Source organism: Streptomyces sp. NPDC002181, assembly GCF_042890485.1.
Taxonomy (GTDB): Bacteria; Actinomycetota; Actinomycetes; order Streptomycetales; family Streptomycetaceae; genus Streptomyces.
On record NZ_JBIASC010000013.1, the window covers coordinates 209,233 to 226,718 of the forward strand.

15 protein-coding genes are annotated in these 17,486 nt (G+C 71.3%); 8 read left to right on the forward strand and 7 right to left on the reverse strand.

Annotated features, from left to right (window positions below; translation table 11 throughout):
• Positions 1 to 22: 22 nt before the first annotated feature.
• Positions 23 to 3,076: an NACHT domain-containing protein gene (locus ACFYXV_RS27980; RefSeq protein ID WP_389384322.1), complete on the reverse strand. Its 3,054-nt coding sequence runs from the start codon at positions 3,074 to 3,076 to the stop codon at positions 23 to 25.
• A gap of 113 nt (positions 3,077 to 3,189) precedes the next feature.
• On the opposite strand from ACFYXV_RS27980, the gene ACFYXV_RS27985 reads away from it, so the two are divergent.
• From ACFYXV_RS27985 to ACFYXV_RS27995, 3 genes are read left to right on the forward strand one after another with little or no spacing between them, the layout of a single operon-like run.
• Complete coding sequence (locus tag ACFYXV_RS27985; protein WP_389384323.1) at positions 3,190 to 4,122, forward strand: sterol desaturase family protein; 933 nt, start codon at positions 3,190 to 3,192, stop codon at positions 4,120 to 4,122.
• Entirely contained in the window at positions 4,119 to 4,814 is a 696-nt protein-coding gene (locus tag ACFYXV_RS27990; protein ID WP_385467711.1) for a lysoplasmalogenase, read from the forward strand. Before ACFYXV_RS27985 ends, ACFYXV_RS27990 begins: the two co-directional genes overlap by 4 nt.
• Before the next feature lie 28 nt (positions 4,815 to 4,842).
• The gene (locus tag ACFYXV_RS27995; RefSeq protein WP_389384324.1) at positions 4,843 to 5,886 is read left to right on the forward strand and encodes a zinc-dependent alcohol dehydrogenase family protein; all 1,044 of its coding nucleotides are present in this window, start codon (positions 4,843 to 4,845) and stop codon (positions 5,884 to 5,886) included.
• Between the two features lie 88 nt (positions 5,887 to 5,974).
• On the opposite strand, the gene ACFYXV_RS28000 is transcribed toward ACFYXV_RS27995, so the two are convergent.
• Positions 5,975 to 7,516, reverse strand: a complete 1,542-nt coding sequence (locus ACFYXV_RS28000) for a S8 family serine peptidase (RefSeq protein ID WP_385476396.1) — start codon at positions 7,514 to 7,516, stop codon at positions 5,975 to 5,977.
• 275 nt (positions 7,517 to 7,791) lie between these two features.
• On the opposite strand from ACFYXV_RS28000, the gene ACFYXV_RS28005 reads away from it, so the two are divergent.
• From ACFYXV_RS28005 to moaA, 3 genes are all read left to right on the forward strand, one after another.
• A complete protein-coding gene (locus ACFYXV_RS28005; RefSeq protein WP_385476393.1) occupies positions 7,792 to 8,157 on the forward strand; it encodes a DUF485 domain-containing protein in 366 nt (121 codons plus the stop codon).
• Complete coding sequence (locus tag ACFYXV_RS28010; protein WP_385476391.1) at positions 8,154 to 9,794, forward strand: cation acetate symporter; 1,641 nt, start codon at positions 8,154 to 8,156, stop codon at positions 9,792 to 9,794. Before ACFYXV_RS28005 ends, ACFYXV_RS28010 begins: the two co-directional genes overlap by 4 nt.
• Positions 9,795 to 9,988: 194 nt before the next feature.
• Positions 9,989 to 10,978: a GTP 3',8-cyclase MoaA gene (gene moaA / locus ACFYXV_RS28015; RefSeq protein WP_385476388.1), complete on the forward strand. Its 990-nt coding sequence runs from the start codon at positions 9,989 to 9,991 to the stop codon at positions 10,976 to 10,978.
• Positions 10,979 to 11,027: 49 nt separating this feature from the next.
• On the opposite strand, the gene ACFYXV_RS28020 is transcribed toward moaA, so the two are convergent.
• Both ACFYXV_RS28020 and ACFYXV_RS28025 read right to left on the reverse strand, forming a co-directional pair.
• Positions 11,028 to 11,327 carry a hypothetical protein gene (locus ACFYXV_RS28020; protein WP_389384325.1) on the reverse strand — a complete coding sequence of 100 codons (300 nt, stop codon included), beginning with the start codon at positions 11,325 to 11,327 and terminating at the stop codon, positions 11,028 to 11,030.
• A gap of 146 nt (positions 11,328 to 11,473) precedes the next feature.
• Positions 11,474 to 11,806 carry a DUF3099 domain-containing protein gene (locus ACFYXV_RS28025; protein ID WP_366102411.1) on the reverse strand — a complete coding sequence of 111 codons (333 nt, stop codon included), beginning with the start codon at positions 11,804 to 11,806 and terminating at the stop codon, positions 11,474 to 11,476.
• A 179-nt stretch (positions 11,807 to 11,985) separates the two neighbouring features.
• Here ACFYXV_RS28025 and ACFYXV_RS28030 point away from each other — a divergent pair, with 179 nt between their 5' ends.
• On the forward strand, positions 11,986 to 12,264 hold the full coding sequence (locus tag ACFYXV_RS28030) for a GlsB/YeaQ/YmgE family stress response membrane protein (RefSeq protein ID WP_053692565.1): 279 nt from the start codon (positions 11,986 to 11,988) through the stop codon (positions 12,262 to 12,264).
• Between the two features lie 81 nt (positions 12,265 to 12,345).
• Here ACFYXV_RS28030 and tyrS read toward each other — a convergent pair whose 3' ends face one another.
• From tyrS to ACFYXV_RS28045, 3 genes are read right to left on the reverse strand one after another with little or no spacing between them, the layout of a single operon-like run.
• Positions 12,346 to 13,611: a tyrosine--tRNA ligase gene (tyrS, locus tag ACFYXV_RS28035; RefSeq protein ID WP_389384326.1), complete on the reverse strand. Its 1,266-nt coding sequence runs from the start codon at positions 13,609 to 13,611 to the stop codon at positions 12,346 to 12,348.
• Positions 13,612 to 13,667: 56 nt separating this feature from the next.
• Complete coding sequence (locus ACFYXV_RS28040; RefSeq protein WP_385476383.1) at positions 13,668 to 15,056, reverse strand: metallopeptidase TldD-related protein; 1,389 nt, start codon at positions 15,054 to 15,056, stop codon at positions 13,668 to 13,670.
• The gene (locus tag ACFYXV_RS28045; RefSeq protein ID WP_389384327.1) at positions 15,053 to 16,576 is read right to left on the reverse strand and encodes a TldD/PmbA family protein; all 1,524 of its coding nucleotides are present in this window, start codon (positions 16,574 to 16,576) and stop codon (positions 15,053 to 15,055) included. The genes ACFYXV_RS28040 and ACFYXV_RS28045 overlap by 4 nt, the downstream gene beginning before the upstream one ends.
• A gap of 186 nt (positions 16,577 to 16,762) precedes the next feature.
• On the opposite strand from ACFYXV_RS28045, the gene fabG reads away from it, so the two are divergent.
• On the forward strand, positions 16,763 to 17,482 hold the full coding sequence (gene fabG / locus ACFYXV_RS28050) for a 3-oxoacyl-[acyl-carrier-protein] reductase (protein ID WP_048476758.1): 720 nt from the start codon (positions 16,763 to 16,765) through the stop codon (positions 17,480 to 17,482).
• The last annotated feature ends 4 nt before the right edge of the window (positions 17,483 to 17,486 follow it).

Sequence of the window (17,486 nt, forward strand, 5' to 3'; positions counted from 1 at the left end):
CCCCGGAGCCCGTCGGGGCGGCTCAGGGGCGCCGCAGCCTGAGCCGCTCCGGCGGGATGTGATCGGCGCCGGTGACCGAGGCGGTGCCGAACACCGAGATGGCGACCTGATCCAAGTCGGCCAGCGGACCGAGGTCGTGGGTCTGCCCGCAGTGGTTCAGTACGAGCTGCCGGAGGTGGGGCAGCGAGCGCAGGGGAGCGAGGTCGGCGACGGAGCACTGGCTCAGGGTCAGAAAGGCGAGCCGCTCGTGGCGCGACAGCCCGGCGAGGTCCGGCGCCGCCGCGGTGATGCTCAGGCTGGTGAGGGCAGGAACGCCCGCGCGGGCGACATCGCGGGCTTGGTCGTCGCCGTTGACCGCGAGTCCTCTCAGCGCGGGCCAGCGGTCCAGGCCGGCCAACGACAGGCGGCCCGACTCCCCGAGCAAGTGGAGTGCCTGCAGTCCCTCCGGGAGCGGCAGGTCGCCGACGCAGTCCGCCCCAAGCGGGTAGCCGAGCGCCAGGGTCTCCAGGGCGAGGTCGTGCACCGGATCCAGGGGCAGCCCCTCCGGCAGACCGACCAGGCTGAGCTCGCGCAACGGGAGCCCGGCCAGGGGCGCGAGGTTGCGCACGTTCGGGCACAGCGACAGCCCCAGAAACGTCAGGCGGTCGAGGGGCGCCAGCACGGACAGGTCGCTCACGCCCTCGTTCCGGAAGACGAAGAGCCATTCGAGGTCCGGCCGCTGTGCGACCAGCCCGGGCAGGCCCGGGGACCAGTGCAGGTTGATCCGCTTCAGGTGAGTGAGCCGTCCGACCTGGGCCGCCTGCTCACGGGTGCTCACCAGCAGGGTCGCTGATGGCATCGGGGCCCCCGACAGGACCGTGTCGGCGTACTCGGCCGCGTCGAACCGGGCCCAGGCATCCGACAGGGCGAAGGCCACGCCCAGGCGTGCGTCCTGCCGGAACCGGGCGATGATCGACAGGGCGCGCGGGCCGCCCACCAGCCCCGCTGTGCGGACGATCGCCTCCGCCTCGTCCTCGTCGAGGTCGGCGTCCAGGGGCAGGAGTTCCAGGACGAGTTCGCCGGCTTTGGCCAGTTCCTCCGCCTGCGCACGCGTGCGGGGCGGCAACAGGAGCGCCGTGCGCTCCTGTACGTCGGCGCGTACGGCCGGGTCCAGCTCGGGGGCTTGTTCCAGGCACGCCGCCGCCAGCAGGACGAGGCGGTCGTGAGCTGATTTCACCTTGTCGGCCCGGCGGAGCAGGCCCCGCAGGATGCGGATCCGCTCGTCCGGCCGGGCGTGGCCCACCGCCATGCGGACCACGTCGTCCCAGGTGTCGTCGTGCGCGTTCTTCACCAGGACCCCGAAGTCCCGTGACTCCACCGCGGCCTTCGCGCCCAGGTAGTCCTGGAAGGTGCGGTGGACGAAGTCCACGGAGCCCCGGACCGGTTCGCGCAGCAGTCCGCTGCGGATCAGCAGGTGGGAGAACACCTGCTCCGCGTCGGCCCGTACCTGCGGCATCGCGTCCAGCCACCCGGCCACCATCTCCACGGCCTCGTCCCGGACCGCCTCGACCTGGCCGTTCCTGATCAGCCAGTACGCGAACCGCTGGAGCAGCGCGATCTGCTCCTCCCGGGTGAGGTACACGCCCTCGACGCCGAGGATCTCGCGCTCCGTGTCCCGCCGGACCAACAGCATGTCCAGCGCCGCGTCGTACAGTTCCTTCCGCGCCCGCGGCAGCTGCATCCGGCGGTCCTGGTTCAGGGCGCACAGCAGAGCGCACATCAACGGGTTCGTCGCCAGCCGGCCGAGGTCCCGACGGCTGCCGACCGCCTCCAACAGCGCGGCCTCGTACGCGTCCACCTCCTGGCCCCCGGCCCGGGCCGCCGCGTGCCAGTGCCTGACGAAGGCCCGTACGTCCTCCCGCTCCATCGGCAGCAGCGAGTGCGGGGCGAACCCCTGACCCGCCAGCCAGCTCTCCGGGACCGCCGACGGCCGGGTCGTCACCACGTACCGCGCCTTCGGGAACGCGGTGATCAGCGAGCGCAGCCACGCCTCCGTGCGGGTGCGCAGCCGCTGCGGGACCTCGTCGACCCCGTCCACCAGGACCAACGCCCGGCCCGAGGACATCAGTTCCTCCACCCACCCCGGCGGAGCCGTCAGCGGCACGCCCGACGCGCGAAGGAACTCCTCCGGCAGCGGCAGGGCATCGGCCGACGTGAAGGAGCGCAGCCGCAGCACGAACGGCACGCAGGTGCTCCACGGCCCCTCGGCCTGCCGGGCCGCGTTCAGCGCCAGCCACTGCACCAGGGTGCTCTTGCCCGACCCCGCCGGGCCCCGCAGCAGGACCCGCTCCGCCGCCCCGAGTGCCTGCTCGGCCCTGACGGAGGTCTGGTGCGCCCCGGGCCGGCCCGGCATCAGCTCCTGCTCGCCGCTCACCGCGAGACTGATGTACGCGAGGTCCAGCGGCCATTCCTGCCGCGCCGTACTGGTGGTGACCCCGAACAGCTGCATGCGCCCGTGGGTCTCCGCGACGTAGTGCGCGTACCGCTCCTCGAAGGCGTACGCAGTCCCACCGCCGGCGTGGTCGAGGCGGTCCAGGGCCCGTCCCAACGCGCCCGTCCGGCGGACCAGTTCCACGTCTGCCCGGGCTCCGAAGGCCGGCAGGGTCGTCACGTACTCGACCGCGTGGGCGCAGCACAGCGCGATCAGGTCGCGGTACAGACGTTCCGCGGCCGCGTTCAGGCCCGGCGGCGGGGGTGGCAGCGGCCCGGCCAGGATCGCGGGGTCCAGGTCCGCCTCGAAGAGGGCGTCCGCGTCCAGCGGGCCCAGCGTCGCGAAGGCGTCCGCGACCGCGTCCAGCGCCGCCAGGCGCTCGTGCTCCGGCAGTGACGCGCACACCGGGTTCATGCCCGACGCCAGGGTTTCCGTCAGGCGGCGGATCTCCGGTTCGCCCAGCTCCGCCGGGCTGCGCCAGCGCGGGGCCGGGGCGGCCGGATCCGGTGTCAGGCCCGCGCCCGGGACCCGCGTCAGCAGGGACTTCACCAGGGCGCCCGCCGCCGTGCCCGCCACCCGTAAGACGACCGTCTCCAAGCCCGTCATCCCCCGTCCTCCCCTCGGCCCGGAGATTATCGCGTGAACCGCCGGTAACCCCGATGGATACCGATCGGTAACAACCCCTGGCGGAGCCCCCGAACCCGCTCTATGGTGCGGGCATGCCGAACCTGCCCGATGTCGTGCTGTGGTCCATACCTGCCTTCGTGCTGCTCACCGTCATCGAGGTGGTGAGCTACCGCCTCCATCCCGACGAGGACGCCGCCGGGTACGACACCAAGGACGCCGCGACCAGCGTCGCCATGGGCATCGGCAGCATCGGCTTCGACCTGCTGTGGAAGATCCCGGTCGTCGCCGTCTTCACGGCGGTCTACGAACTCACGCCGCTGCGCGTGCCGTTCCTGTGGTGGACCGCCCTGCTGATGCTGCTGGTGCAGGACTTCCTCTACTACTGGCAACACCGCCTCCACCACGTCATCCGCATCCTGTGGGCCTGCCACGTGGTCCACCACAGCAGCCGGAACTTCAACCTCACCACCGCCCTGCGCCAGCCCTGGACCAGCGCCACCACCTGGTGGTTCTACCTGCCGATGGTCGCCCTCGGCGTGCACCCGGCCGCGATCCCCTTCTGCTACGGCCTCAACCTCCTCTACCAGTTCTGGGTCCACACCGAGCGCATCGGCAAGCTGCCCCGGCCCTACGAGTACGTCTTCAACACCCCCTCCCACCACCGCGTCCACCACGCTTCCCAGGGCGGCTACCTGGACCGCAACTACGGCGGGATCCTGATCGTCTGGGACCGGTTGTTCGGCTCGTGGGTCGGGGAGACCGACAGGCCCGTCTACGGGCTGACCAAGAACATCAACACGCACAACCCCTTGCGCGTCGCCACCCACGAGTACGCCGCCATCGCCCGCGACGTCCGTGCCGCGAGCAGCTGGCGCGAGCGCGCCGGGCGCGTGTTCGGCGGGCCCGGCTGGCAGCCGGCCCAGGCCCGAACCCAAACCGAGGCCCAGGCCCAGGCCCCCGCCCCGGCGGCGGCCGGGAGCGCCCCCGCCGCCGAGCCCGCGACCGCCCCGGAGCACGCCGCGTGAGCGACACCGACTCCCGTACGCCCTCCTGGGCGCGCCCCGCGGCGGCCGCCGCCGACGGCGCGGCCGGCCGGATCCTGCTCGCCGCCTTCGCCGTCGCCACCGCCGTCGACCTCGGTTCACTCCTGGCCGGCTGGCACCTCGGGCACGTCCTCGCGAAGCCGCTGCTGATGCCGCTGCTCGTCGCGTACGTGATCACGCGAAAGGCGCCCCGCCTGCTGATCGCCGCCCTGCTCTTCGGGTGGGGCGGGGACCTGGCCCTGCTCTTCGACGCCGACCCCGCCTTCCTGATCGGCATGGGGTCCTTCGCCGCCGGGCACGTCTGCTACCTCGTGCTCTTCGGCCGGGGCCGGACGCACCCCGCGCTCGGCGGCGCGTACGCCCTCGCGCTCGTCGGGACCGTCGCGCTGCTCTGGCCGGACCTGCCGGCCGACCTGCGCATCCCGGTCGCCGGGTACAGCCTCCTGCTGACGGCCATGGCCTACCGCTCCAGCGCCCTCGGCCTGCGCGCCGGCCTCGGCGGGGCGCTGTTCCTGCTCTCCGACACGCTGATCGCCACGGGGGTCGCGGACTGGCCGCAGCCGCCCCGTCCCGACTTCTGGATCATGGCCACCTACGTCGCAGCGCAGTACCTGCTGGCCACCGGCGCACTCGCCCGGGAGCAGGCGTACGGTAGGGAAGTCCTACAAGACTGAACCAATCGATCCGGAGGGCTGCACACCCATGCGTGCCACCGTCATCCACGCCCCGCACGACATCCGCGTGGAGGAGGTGCCCGACGCTGCGATCCAGCGCCCCGAGGACGCCGTCGTCCGCGTGCTGCGTGCCTGCATCTGCGGCAGCGACCTGTGGGCCTACCGCGGCGAGGCCGCGCGCCAGCCCGGCCAGCGCATCGGCCACGAGTTCCTCGGCGTCGTCGAGGAGACCGGCTCGGCCGTGTCCGGCCTGAAGGCGGGCGACCTCGTCGTCGCCCCCTTCATGTGGTCCGACGGCACCTGCGACTACTGCTCCGAGGGCCTGTACACCTCCTGCGTGCACGGCGGCTTCTGGGGCTCGGTCGGCTTCGACGGCGGCCAGGGCGAGGCCGTCCGCGTCCCGCACGCCGACGGCACCCTCGTGAAGCTGCCCGCCGGGGCCGTCTCCGACGACCGGCTGCTGACCGGCCTGCTGGCCCTCTCCGACGTCATGGGAACCGGGCACCACGCGGCCCTGGGCGCGGGCGTCCGCAAGGGCTCCACCGTGGCCGTCGTCGGCGACGGCGCGGTCGGCCTGTGCGGCGTGCTCGCCGCCAAGCGCCTGGGCGCCGAGCGGATCATCGCCCTGGGCCGCCACACCGCCCGTACGGACATCGCCAAGCTCTTCGGGGCCACCGACGTCGTCGCCGAGCGCGGGGAGGCCGCCGAGGCCGCCGTCCGCGAGCTCACCGGCGGCCAGGGCGCCCACGCGGTCATCGAGGCCGTCGGCACCGAGCAGTCCATGCGCACCGCGGTGAACATCACCCGCGACGGCGGGGCGATCGGCTACGTCGGCGTCCCCCACGGCAGCGGCACCGGCCTGGACCTCGGCGTGATGTTCGACCGCAACATCGCCCTGCGCGGCGGCGTCGCGCCGGTGCGCGCGTACATTCCGGAGCTGCTGGAGGACGTCCTCAGCGGCGCGATCGACCCGGCGCCCGTCTTCGACCGCGCGGTGTCGCTGGACGAGGTCCCGGACGGCTACCGCGCCATGGACGACCGCAGCGCGCTGAAGGTGCTCATCAAGCCCTGACCGTCCTCGGCGACGGAGGGAGGGGCCGGCCCGGGGTGGGATCCCCGGGCCGGCCCCTCCCGTTGCAGGCCTCAGGCGTTGGCCCCGCCTACTTCACGGCCTTCAGCGCGTCCACCACGCCGTAGCCGTAGTACCCGGTCTGGCCCCACTTGCTCTGGCAGGTGGCGGCGTCGACCAGCGCGCCCGCGGCGTCGTAGACCTTCTCCGGGCAGGCCGTCTTCGTGGCCTGGGCCTTCAGCATGGCCTGGAGCTGCGAGGGCGTGGCCTTCGGGTGCGCGCTCTTGAGCAGCGCCGCCACGCCCGCCACGTGCGGTCCGGCCATCGAGGTGCCCTGCTTGTAGCCGTAGCCGCCGCCGGGCAGCGTCGACAGCACGCGCCCGTTGGCGTCCGGGGTGGCCGGGATCTGCCACTTGTCGCCGCCGGGGGCGGCGACGTCGACCACGCCCAGGCCGAAGCTGGAGTAGTACGACCGGATGCCCTGGTCGCCGGTGGCGCTCACCGTGACCACGCCCGGGAGCTGGGTGGGGATGTCCAGGCAGACGTGCGGGTCGATCGTGCGCGGGACCGGTGTGCCGTCGTCGGGGCTCGTGTCGTCGACGATGGCGTTCGACGCCAGGTCGTGGTTCGAGTTGCCCGCCGAGGCCACGCTGAGCACGCCCTTGCGCTCGGCGTACTTGGTCGCCCGGCCGAGGGCCTCCACCAGCGCCTTCTGGTCGTCGTCCGCCTTGCAGTTGTAGAGCCAGGGGTCGACGTAGTAGCTGTTGTTGGTCACCTCGATCCCCTTCTCGGCGGCGAACATGAAGCCGCAGACGACCGCCTCGGTGAAGAACAGACTGGTGCCCGGCTCGCTCACCTTGATCGCGGCGACCTGCACGCCGGGCGCGACGCCCGCCACGCCGATGCCGTTGCGCGCGGCCGCGATGGTCCCCGCCACGTGCGTGCCGTGGTCGCTGCCGTCGGGGTACGGGCGCCACGCGCCGTCGGTGGTGTCCGCGACACCGCCGACACAGTTGGCCGACTGGCCCTTGGAGAAGTTCGGGGCGAGGTCCGGGTGGGTGTCGTCGACACCCGTGTCGATGACGCCCACGGTGACGTTCCGGCTGCCATCGTTGATCTTGTGCGCCTGATCGGCCTTGATCGCCCGCAGGTCCCACTGGTTGGGCTCCAGCGGCTCCTGACCGTCCGTGGCCTTCGCCGCGGCCTTGGCGGCGTCCTCCGCGCCGAGCTTCTGCGTCGTGCCCTCCTCGGTGGTCGCCACCGTCTGGAGGGGGGCCGTCCGGGTGGCGCCGACCGACACGAACAGGCTGCGCTGCGCGCGCAGCTGCTTGGCGAAGTCCGGGTTCTGGGAGTGTGCGACGACGACCCCGATCTGCTCATAGGACGTCACCACCGTTCCACCGGCCCGCTCGACGGCCTTCTTCGCGGCCTTCACCGAGGCGTACGTGGTCAGGTTCGCGACGTACGAGAGCTTGGGGCCGGTGGTGTCGGGCTTGGCCGCGGCCGCCGTACCCGCCGTGTTGCCCAGCGGGGCGGCGGAGGCCGCGACCGAGGGCAGGAAGGCGAGCGAGGCGGTGAGCGCCAGGCCGACCGGAACGGCGATACGCCGGCGGCCGGGTCCCAGATGAGCCATGGGTTCTCCACATCATCCGTGAAAGAGCCGTCCGCGCGGGGTCGCGCCGGACGGCGGGTTCATGACAACCGAACCTAGTGCCGGCCTTCGACTCTCCGCCATCAGTTCGACGAAATCAGGTTTCGAAGAATCATCCGAAGAATCAAAGGGTGTTGAACCGTCCCGACGCGCGGTACGTGCCGTTGACAAGGGGGGATCAGCGCCATCGGCCCCCCCACACGGAGGTTGTTTTGTCCGTCGTCCCCACCGCACCCGCGTCACAAGGAGAGCCCCCCGTGACCACCGAAGCAGCGCCGCCGCACGGCAGCGCGGGAACGCCCACGGCGAGCCCCACGGCAGAACAGTTCGCAGCCGTCCAGCAGAGCGCCGAGTTCGCCGAACTGCGCAGTTCCTACCGCTCCTTCGCCTTCCCCCTCACCGTGGCCTTCATCGCCTGGTACCTGCTCTACGTCCTCCTGTCCAACTACGCCGGCGGCTTCATGGGGACCAGGCTCTTCGGCAACATCAACGTCGCCCTCGTGTTCGGCCTCGCCCAGTTCGCGACGACGTTCCTCATCGCCTGGCTGTACTCCCGGCACGCCGCCACGAAGCTGGACCCGAAGGCGGCGGCGATCAAGGCGCGGATGGAGGCGGGCGAATGAGCGCCACCCTCCCCGTCCACCTCGCGGCGAACGTGGCCGCGGGGGCCACCGAGCACCGGCCGCTGATCATCACCCTGTTCGGGCTGTTCGTCGTCGCCACCCTCGTCATCACGATCTGGGCCGGCCGCCAGACCAAGGACGCCGCCGACTTCTACGCGGGCGGCCGCCAGTTCACCGGATTCCAGAACGGCCTGGCCATCTCCGGCGACTACATGTCCGCCGCGTCCTTCCTCGGCATCGCCGGCGTCATCGCCCTCAAGGGCTACGACGGCTTCCTCTACTCCATCGGCTTCCTCGTCGCCTGGCTGGTGGCCCTGCTGCTGGTCGCCGAGCCGCTGCGCAACTCGGGGCGCTACACGATGGGCGACGTCCTCGCCTACCGGATGCGCCAGCGCCCCGTCCGTACCGCCGCGGGCACCTCCACCATCGTGGTCTCGATCTTCTACCTGCTGGCCCAGATGGCCGGCGCCGGAGTACTGGTCTCCCTGCTCCTCGGGATCACCAGTGACGGCGGCCAGATCGCCATCGTCGCGCTGGTCGGCGTGCTCATGATCCTCTACGTCACCATCGGCGGCATGAAGGGCACCACCTGGGTCCAGATGGTCAAGGCCGTCCTCCTCATCGCGGGCGCGCTGCTGATCACCTTCCTGGTGATGTGGAAGTTCAACTTCAACGTCTCCGACCTGCTGGGCAAGGCGGCCGAGAACAGCGGCAAGGGCGCGTCCTTCCTGGAGCCCGGACTCAAGTACGGCATCACCGGGACCTCGAAGCTGGACTTCATCTCCCTGGGCCTCGCGCTGGTCCTCGGCACCGCCGGCCTGCCGCACATCCTGATCCGCTTCTACACGGTGCCCACCGCAAAGGCCGCCCGTAAGTCGGTGAACTGGGCCATCGGCATCATCGGCGTCTTCTACCTGATGACGATCGCCCTCGGCTTCGGCGCCGCCGCGCTGCTCAGCCCCAAGGAGATCACCGACTCCAACCCGTCCGGCAACACGGCCGCCCCGCTCCTCGCCCAGGCCGTCGGCGGCGGGGCCGACTCCACGGGCGGCGCGATCCTGCTCGCCGTGATCTCCGCGGTGGCCTTCGCGACGATCCTGGCCGTGGTCGCGGGCCTCACCCTGGCCTCCTCCTCTTCCTTCGCGCACGACATCTACGTCAACGTGATCCGCAAGGGCGAGGCCACCGAGAAGGAAGAGGTACGGGCGGCCCGCTGGTCCACCGTCGTCATCGGCGCCGTCGCCATCGTCCTCGGGGCGCTCGCCCGGGACATCAACATCGCGGGACTGGTCGCCCTCGCCTTCGCCGTCGCGGCCTCGGCGAACCTGCCGACGATCCTCTACAGCCTCTTCTGGAAGCGCTTCACCACCCAGGGCGCGCTCTGGTCGATCTACGGCGGCCTGATCTCGTCCGTGGTCCTGGTGCTCTTCTCGCCCGTCGTGTCCGGCAACGAGAAGACCTCGATGTTCAAGGGGGTCGACTTCCACTGGTTCCCCCTGGAGAACCCCGGGATCATCTCCATCCCGCTCGGCTTCCTGCTGGGCTGGCTGGGCACGGTCTTGTCCAAGGAGAAGGCCGACCCCCAGAAGTTCGCGGAGCTTGAGGTCCGCTCCCTTACGGGAACGGGCGCGCACTGACACCGTGCACATGTGAGATGGGCCGAGCACACAACGTGGCCGCGTCGTACTTCTCTACGACGCGGCCACGCCGCGTCTCGTTCATTTGGGCATCCCTACGCGTCACGGCCGTCGCGTAGGCTCGGATACAGCGCCAGGCGTTTACCCGAAGTGGCGCGAACGTCTCTATGGACCGGACAGGGAGGGGGCCCGAAATGCTTCTGGACACCTACGGCCGTGTGGCCACTGACCTGCGCGTCTCGCTCACCGACCGGTGCAATCTGCGCTGTACGTACTGCATGCCCGAGGAAGGCCTGCAGTGGCTCGGCAAGTCCGATCTGCTCACCGACGAGGAGATCGTCAGGCTGATCGGGATCGCCGTCACGCAGCTCGGGATCACCGAGGTCCGCTTCACCGGCGGCGAACCGCTGCTGCGCCCCGGCCTGGTCGGGATCGTCGAGCAGTGCGCGGCCCTGGAGCCGCGCCCCCGGATGTCCCTGACCACCAACGGGATCGGCCTCAAGCGCACCGCACAGGCGCTCAAGACCGCCGGGCTGGACCGGGTAAACGTTTCGCTGGACACCCTGCGGCCCGAGGTCTTCAAGACGCTCACCCGGCGCGACCGCCACCGCGACGTCATCGACGGCATGGCCGCGGCCCGCGAGGCCGGCCTGACCCCCGTCAAGGTCAACGCCGTCCTGATGCCGGGCCTCAACGAGGACGAGGCTCCCGACCTGCTCGCCTGGGCCGTGGAGAACGAGTACGAGCTCCGCTTCATCGAGCAGATGCCGCTCGACGCCCAGCACGGCTGGAAGCGCGACGGCATGATCACCGCCGGTGACATCCTGGCCTCGCTGCGCACCCGCTTCACCCTCACCGAGGAAGGGGCCGAGGAACGCGGCTCCGCCCCGGCCGAGCGCTGGGTGGTCGACGACGGCCCCGCCACCGTCGGCGTCATCGCCTCGGTCACCCGCCCGTTCTGCGGGGCCTGCGACCGTACGAGGCTCACGGCCGACGGCCAGATCCGTACGTGCCTGTTCGCCACCGAGGAGTCGGACCTGCGCGCCGCGCTGCGCTCCGGGGCCCCGGACGAGGAGATCGCCCGCCTGTGGAAGGTGGCGATGTGGGGCAAGAAGGCCGGGTCCGGACTCGACGACCCGTCCTTCCTCCAGCCCGACCGCCCGATGTCCGCGATCGGCGGCTGACGGCGCCGCCCACGGGCGGTCGAGGGGGGCCGCGGGCGGCCGGCGGCCGCTACGGCCGCTCCGAGCCCTCCGTCTGTACCCACTCGTCGAGCTTCACGACGTCCTTCAGGAACCCGCGCACTCCCAGGAACTGGGAGAGGTGCTCCCGGTGCTCCTCGCACGCCAGCCAGGTCTTGCGGCGCTCCGGAGCGTGCAGCTTCGGGTTGTTCCACGCCAGGACCCAGACGGCCGCCTCGCGGCAGCCCTTGGCCGAGCAGGAGGGCGCGGGCGCATCGGCGGCACGGGGAGAGGGAGTGGATTCGGGGGAGCCGGGGGAGCCGGGGGAGCCGGGGGAGTCAGGGGAGTTCACGCCTCAACCCTACAAACCCCTGTCACGGAAAGGCGACGCCGAGCAGCCACGGGGGGAGCTGCCCGGCGTCGGTCCGTCGCTCCGACGGGGGATGCGGAGCGCGTAGGCAGTATGTCACGCAGGACCCGGTGCGGTGCACCGGAACTTCATGATTGATCTGAGCTTTTCTTGAGGTTTCCCGTGTCCAGTGCCGGACGCACAGGTGACGGGATGAAGTGCGAGGGCAGCGAGGGCGTCGACTCGCGCCCCGCGTTGGCGATGACCACGGCCACGTACGGCAGCAGCCCGCCGGCGATGAGCGTCACGATCGCCACGTGACGTTCCACGTTCCACAGGATCACCGTCGCGAGCACCGAGAGCGTCCTGATCACCATCGAGATGACGTACCGGCGCTGCCGTCCCCGCACGTCCTCGTCGAGGCTCATCCGGGCTCCGGTGATCCGGAAGACCTGGGCCCCGTTCCGCTTCTTCCGCTCCACGCTCCACCGCCCGATTCGCCTGCCGGACACTCCCCGGTCCGGACCCTCCCACCGTACGCCGCCCGCTCCGTGGGGAGGAGAGGGGGTATCCCCCGAATGGGGCTGTCCGAAATGCGTAGTACGCCGTACGGGTCGAAACTGGGCCCACATGCGCACAACGCGCCACGAGGAGGCTCGACATGTCATGGTTGTGGGCGATCATCGTCGGTTTCGTGCTGGGCCTCATAGCCCGGGCCGTCCTGCCGGGCAAGCAGCACCAGCCCCTCTGGCTGACCACCCTGTTCGGCATCGCCGGCGGCATCCTCGGCAATGCCGTCGCCGTGTGGATCGGCGTGGGGGAGACCAAGGGCATCGACTGGACCCGGCACCTGCTGCAACTCGCCGGAGCGGTGCTGATCGTGGCTCTCGGTGAGATGGTCTACAAGTCGCTCAAGGGCGGAAGCAAGCAGATGACCTGAGGAGCGGCATGACGGAGGGGCCGGCCGGACGTCCCGTCCGTACCGGCCCCTCCGCCGTGCCCGGGCCTCAGGCCCCGGGCGTCAGCCCGTGACCTCGACCGCCGCCAGGTTCTTCTTGCCGCGGCGCAGCACCAGCCAGCGCCCGTGCAGCAGCTCCTCCTTGGCGGGGACCGCGTCCTCGGCGGTGACCTTCGCGTTGTTCACGTAGGCCCCGCCCTCCTTCACGGTCCGCCGGCCGGCGGACTTGCTCGCCACCAGCCCGGTCTCCGCGAGCAGGTCCACCACCAGGCCGAGCTCGGCGACCCGGGCGTGCGGCAGCTCGGACAGGGCCGCGGCCAGCGTGGCCTCGTCCAGGTCCGCCAGCTCGCCCTGGCCGAACAGCGCCTTCGACGCCGCGATCACGGCCGCGCACTGGCCGGCGCCGTGCACCAGCGTCGTCAGCTCCTCCGCCAGCGCCCGCTGGGCGGCGCGCGCCTGCGGCCGCTCGGCGGTCTGCGCCTCCAGCTCCTCCAGCTCCTCGCGGGACTTGAAGGAAAGGATCCGCATGTAGGTGGAGATGTCCCGGTCGTCCACGTTCAGCCAGAACTGGTAGAACGCGTACGGGGTGGTCATCTCCGGGTCGAGCCACACGGCCCCGCTCTCGGACTTGCCGAACTTGGTGCCGTCCGCCTTGACCATCAGCGGGGTCGCCAGCGCGTGCACGACCGCGCCCGGCTCGACCCGGTGGATCAGGTCGAGGCCCGCCGTCAGGTTGCCCCACTGGTCGGAGCCGCCCTGCTGGAGCACGCAGCCGTAGCGCCGGTACAGCTCCAGGAAGTCCATGCCCTGGAGCAGCTGGTAGCTGAACTCGGTGTAGCTGATGCCCTGGTCGGAGTCGAGCCGCTTGGCGACCGAATCCTTCGTCAGCATCTTGTTGACCCGGAAGTGCTTGCCGATGTCCCGCAGGAACTCGATGGCGGACATGCCCGCCGTCCAGTCCAGGTTGTTCACCATGAGCGCCGCGTTCTCGCCCTCGAAGGACAGGAACGGCTCGATCTGGGTGCGCAGCCGGGCCACCCAGTTCGCGATCGTCTCCGGGTCGTTCAGCGTCCGCTCGGCGGTCGGCCGCGGGTCGCCGATCTGACCGGTGGCCCCGCCGACCAGCGCCAGCGGCCGGTGTCCGGCCTGCTGGAGCCGGCGTACGGTCAGCACCTGCACGAGGTGTCCCACGTGCAGGGAGGCCGCCGTCGGGTCGAAGCCGCAATAGAAGGTGACAGGACCGTCCGCGAACGCCTTGCGGAGCGCTTCTTCGTCGGTGGACTGGGCGAACAGCCCGCGCCACTTCAACTCGTCGACGATGTCCGTCACGGTTTCTCGACTCCTTCGAATGGTTTGCGTCGCGCCAAGGATTCAGTCTAGGTGGATCAGACGCCCTTGCTGACCGAGCTCATGTTGAAGTCCGGGATGCGCAGCGCGGGCATCGCGGCCCGGGTGAACCAGTCGCTCCACTCGCGCGGCAGGGTCTTCTCGGTCCGGCCCGCCTCGGAGGCCCGCGACAGCAGGTCCACCGGCGACTCGTTGAAGCGGAAGTTGTTGACCTCGCCGACGACCTGCCCGTTCTCCACCAGGTAGACCCCGTCCCGGGTCAGGCCCGTGAGCAGCAGCGTCGCCGGGTCGACCTCGCGGATGTACCAGAGGCAGGTCAGCAGCAGACCCCGCTCGGTGGCGGCCACCATCTCCTCCAGCGAGCGGTCGCCGCCGCCGTCCAGGATCAGGTTCCCGAAGCCCGGCGCGACCGGCATCCCGGTCATGGCGGCGCTGTGCCGGGTCGTGGTCAGCCGGGCCAGCTCGCCCTCGCGGATCCACTCGGTGGCCGGGACCGGCAGCCCGTTGTCGAAGACCGAGGCATCGTCGCCCGAGCTGTGCGCGATCACGAACGGCGCGGACTCCAGGCCCGGAGCGCCCGGGTCGCTGCGCAGGGTCAGCGGCAGCCTGGACAGCTTCTCGCCGAGCCGGGTGCCGCCGCCGGGCTTGGAGAAGACCGTCCGGCCCTCGACCGCGTCCCGGGCCGCCGCGGACCACATCTGGTAGATCAGGAGGTCGGCCACCGCGGTCGGCGGCAGCAGGGTCTCGTACCGGCCGGCGGGCAGGTCGATCTTCCGCTCGGCCCAGCCCAGCCGTACGGCGAGCTCGGCGTCCAGCACCGTCGGGTCCACGTCCTTGAAGTCCCGGGTGGAGCGGCCGGCCCAGGCCGAGCGCTGCCGGTCGGGGGACTTGGCGTTGAGCTCCAGGGTGCCGTTCGGCTGGTCGTGGCGCAGCCGCAGGCCGGTCGAGGTGCCGACGTACGTCGAGACCAGCTCGTGGTTGGCGAAGCCGTACAGCTCCCGGCCGCCCGCGCGGGCCCGGGCGAAGGCCTCGCCGAGCGCCGGGGCGAAGTCCGCGAACACCGCCGAGGAGGTCTCGGCGGGCGCCGCGGTGAAGTCCGGCGAGGCCGGGGTGCCGGTGACCAGCGGCCGGGCGTCCTCGGCGGGGCCGGCCCCGCGGGCGGCCGCCTCGGCGGCGCGGACCAGCGGCTCCAGGTCATCGGCGGTCACGGCGGAGCGCGAGACGACCCCCGAGGCCGTGCCCTCCTTGCCGTCGACGGTGGCGATGACCGTCAGGGTCCGGCCGCGGGTGACGCCGTTGGTGGTGAGCGCGTTGCCCGCCCAGCGCAGGTTGGCGGTCGACTGCTCGTCGGCGATGACGACGCAGCCGTCGGCGGTGGACAGCTCCAGCGCGCGCTCGACGATCTCGTGGGGACTCGTACGGCTCATCGGCCGGCCTCCTGCGTGGTGTTCAGGATGTTCACGTCGCGGAACAGCGCGGACGGGCAGCCGTGCGAGACGGCCGCGACCTGGCCGGGCTGGGCCTTGCCGCAGTTGAAGGCGCCGCCCAGCACGTACGTCTGCGGCCCGCCGACCTTCTCCATCGAGCCCCAGAAGTCGGTGGTCGTGGCCTGGTAGGCGACGTCGCGCAGCTGCCCGGCCAGCCGGCCGTTCTCGATCCGGAAGAACCGCTGCCCGGTGAACTGGAAGTTGTAGCGCTGCATGTCGATCGACCAGGAGCGGTCGCCGACGACGTAGATGCCGCGCTCCACCCCGCCGATCAGGTCCTCGGTGGACAGCCCGCCCGGATCCGGCTGGAGCGAGACGTTCGCCATCCGCTGCACGGGCACGTGCCCGGGGGAGTCGGCGAAGGCGCAGCCGTTGGACCGGCCGAGATCGGTGAGCTTCGCGATCCGCCGGTCCAGCTGGTAGCCGACCAGCGTGCCGTCCTTGACCAGGTCCCAGCTCTGGGCCTGGACGCCCTCGTCGTCGAAGCCGACGGTGGCGAGCCCGTGCTCGGCGGTGCGGTCACCGGTCACGTTCATGATCGGGGAGCCGTACTTGAGCTTGCCCAGCTGGTCGAAGGTGGCGAAGGAGGTCCCCGCGTACGCCGCCTCGTAGCCCAGCGCGCGGTCGAGCTCGGTGGCGTGGCCGATGGACTCGTGGATGGTCAGCCACAGGTTGGACGGGTCCACGACGAGGTCGTAGCGCCCGGCCTCGACGCTCGGCGCCCGCATCTTCTCGGCGAGCAGCCCGGGGATCTGCTCCAGCTCGGCGTCCCAGTCCCAGCCGGTGCCGGTCAGGTACTCCCAGCCGCGGCCGGCCGGCGGGGCGATGGTGCGCATCGAGTCGAACTCGCCGGTGGTGGCGTCCACGGCGACCGCGGTGAGCTGCGGGTGGATCCGCACGCGCTGCTGCGTCGTCATGGTGCCGGCGGTGTCGGCGTAGAACTTGTTCTCGTGGACGGCGAGCAGCGAGGCGTCGACGTGCGCGACCCCGTCGGCGGCCAGCAGCCGCGAGCTCCAGTCGGCGAGCAGGGCCGCCTTCTCCGCGTCCGGCACCTCGAACGGGTTCACGTCGTACGCCGAGATCCACGTCTTGTCGGAGTGCACCGGCTCGTCGGCGAGCTCCACCCGCTCGTTCGATCCCGCCGCCTTGATGACCTGCGCGGACAGCTTCGCCATCGCCACGGCCTGGGAGGCCACCTTGGCGGCGCCGTCCATGGTGAGGTCCACACCGGAGGCGAACCCCCAGCTGCCCCCGTGCACCACGCGCACCGCGTACCCGAGGTCGGTGGTGTCGGAGCTGCCGGACGGCTTGGCGTCCCGCAGCCGCCAGGCGGCGCTGCGGATCCGTTCGAGCCGGAAGTCGGCATGGTCGCAGCCCAGCGCGCGGGCCCGGGCGAGCGCCGCGTCGGCGAGCGCCCGCAAGGGCAGCGCGGTGAAGGCCGCGTCGATGGAATGGGGCACGGTAGTCCTCCCGGGGTCGGGGCCGGTCGCCTCGATCATGTCGCGCTCGGGGCTCTTGTGCCTACATCTTTCTGTAGGGACTCGACAGACCCGGTACCGAGGCCCTGTCGGAGATCGATTCTGCGCGCGGGGGGCCCGGCCTATAGGTTTCTGGTACTCAGACCCGCTAGTCGAAAGGGTGATCTGTTGAGCCGCTCGGTTCTCGTCACCGGAGGAAACCGGGGCATCGGCCTCGCCATCGCCCGAGCCTTCGCGCAGGCCGGCGACAAGGTCGCGATCACGTACCGGTCGGGTGAGCCGCCGCAGGAGCTCACCGCGCTCGGCGTCCTGGCGGTCCGCTGCGACATCACCGACTCCGAGCAGGTGGAGCAGGCCTACAAGGAGATCGAGGACGCGCACGGCGCGGTCGAGGTGCTGGTGGCCAACGCCGGCATCACCAAGGACACGCTGCTCATGCGCATGTCCGAAGACGACTTCGCCTCCGTCGTCGACACCAACCTCACCGGCACCTTCCGGGTGGTCAAGCGCGCGAACCGTGGCATGCTCCGTGCCAAGAAGGGCCGCGTCGTCCTGATCTCCTCGGTCGTCGGGCTGCTGGGCTCGGCGGGCCAGGCCAACTACGCCGCCTCCAAGGCCGCGCTGGTCGGCTTCGCCCGCTCGCTCGCCCGTGAGCTCGGCTCGCGCAACATCACCTTCAACGTCGTGGCCCCCGGTTTCGTGGACACCGACATGACGAAGGTGCTCACCGACGAGCAGCGCGCCGGCATCGTCGGCCAGGTGCCGCTCGGCCGTTACGCGCAGCCCGAGGAGATCGCGGCGGCCGTGAGCTTCCTGGCGTCCGACGACGCCGCGTACATCACAGGAGCCGTCATTCCCGTTGACGGCGGATTGGGCATGGGTCACTGATCAC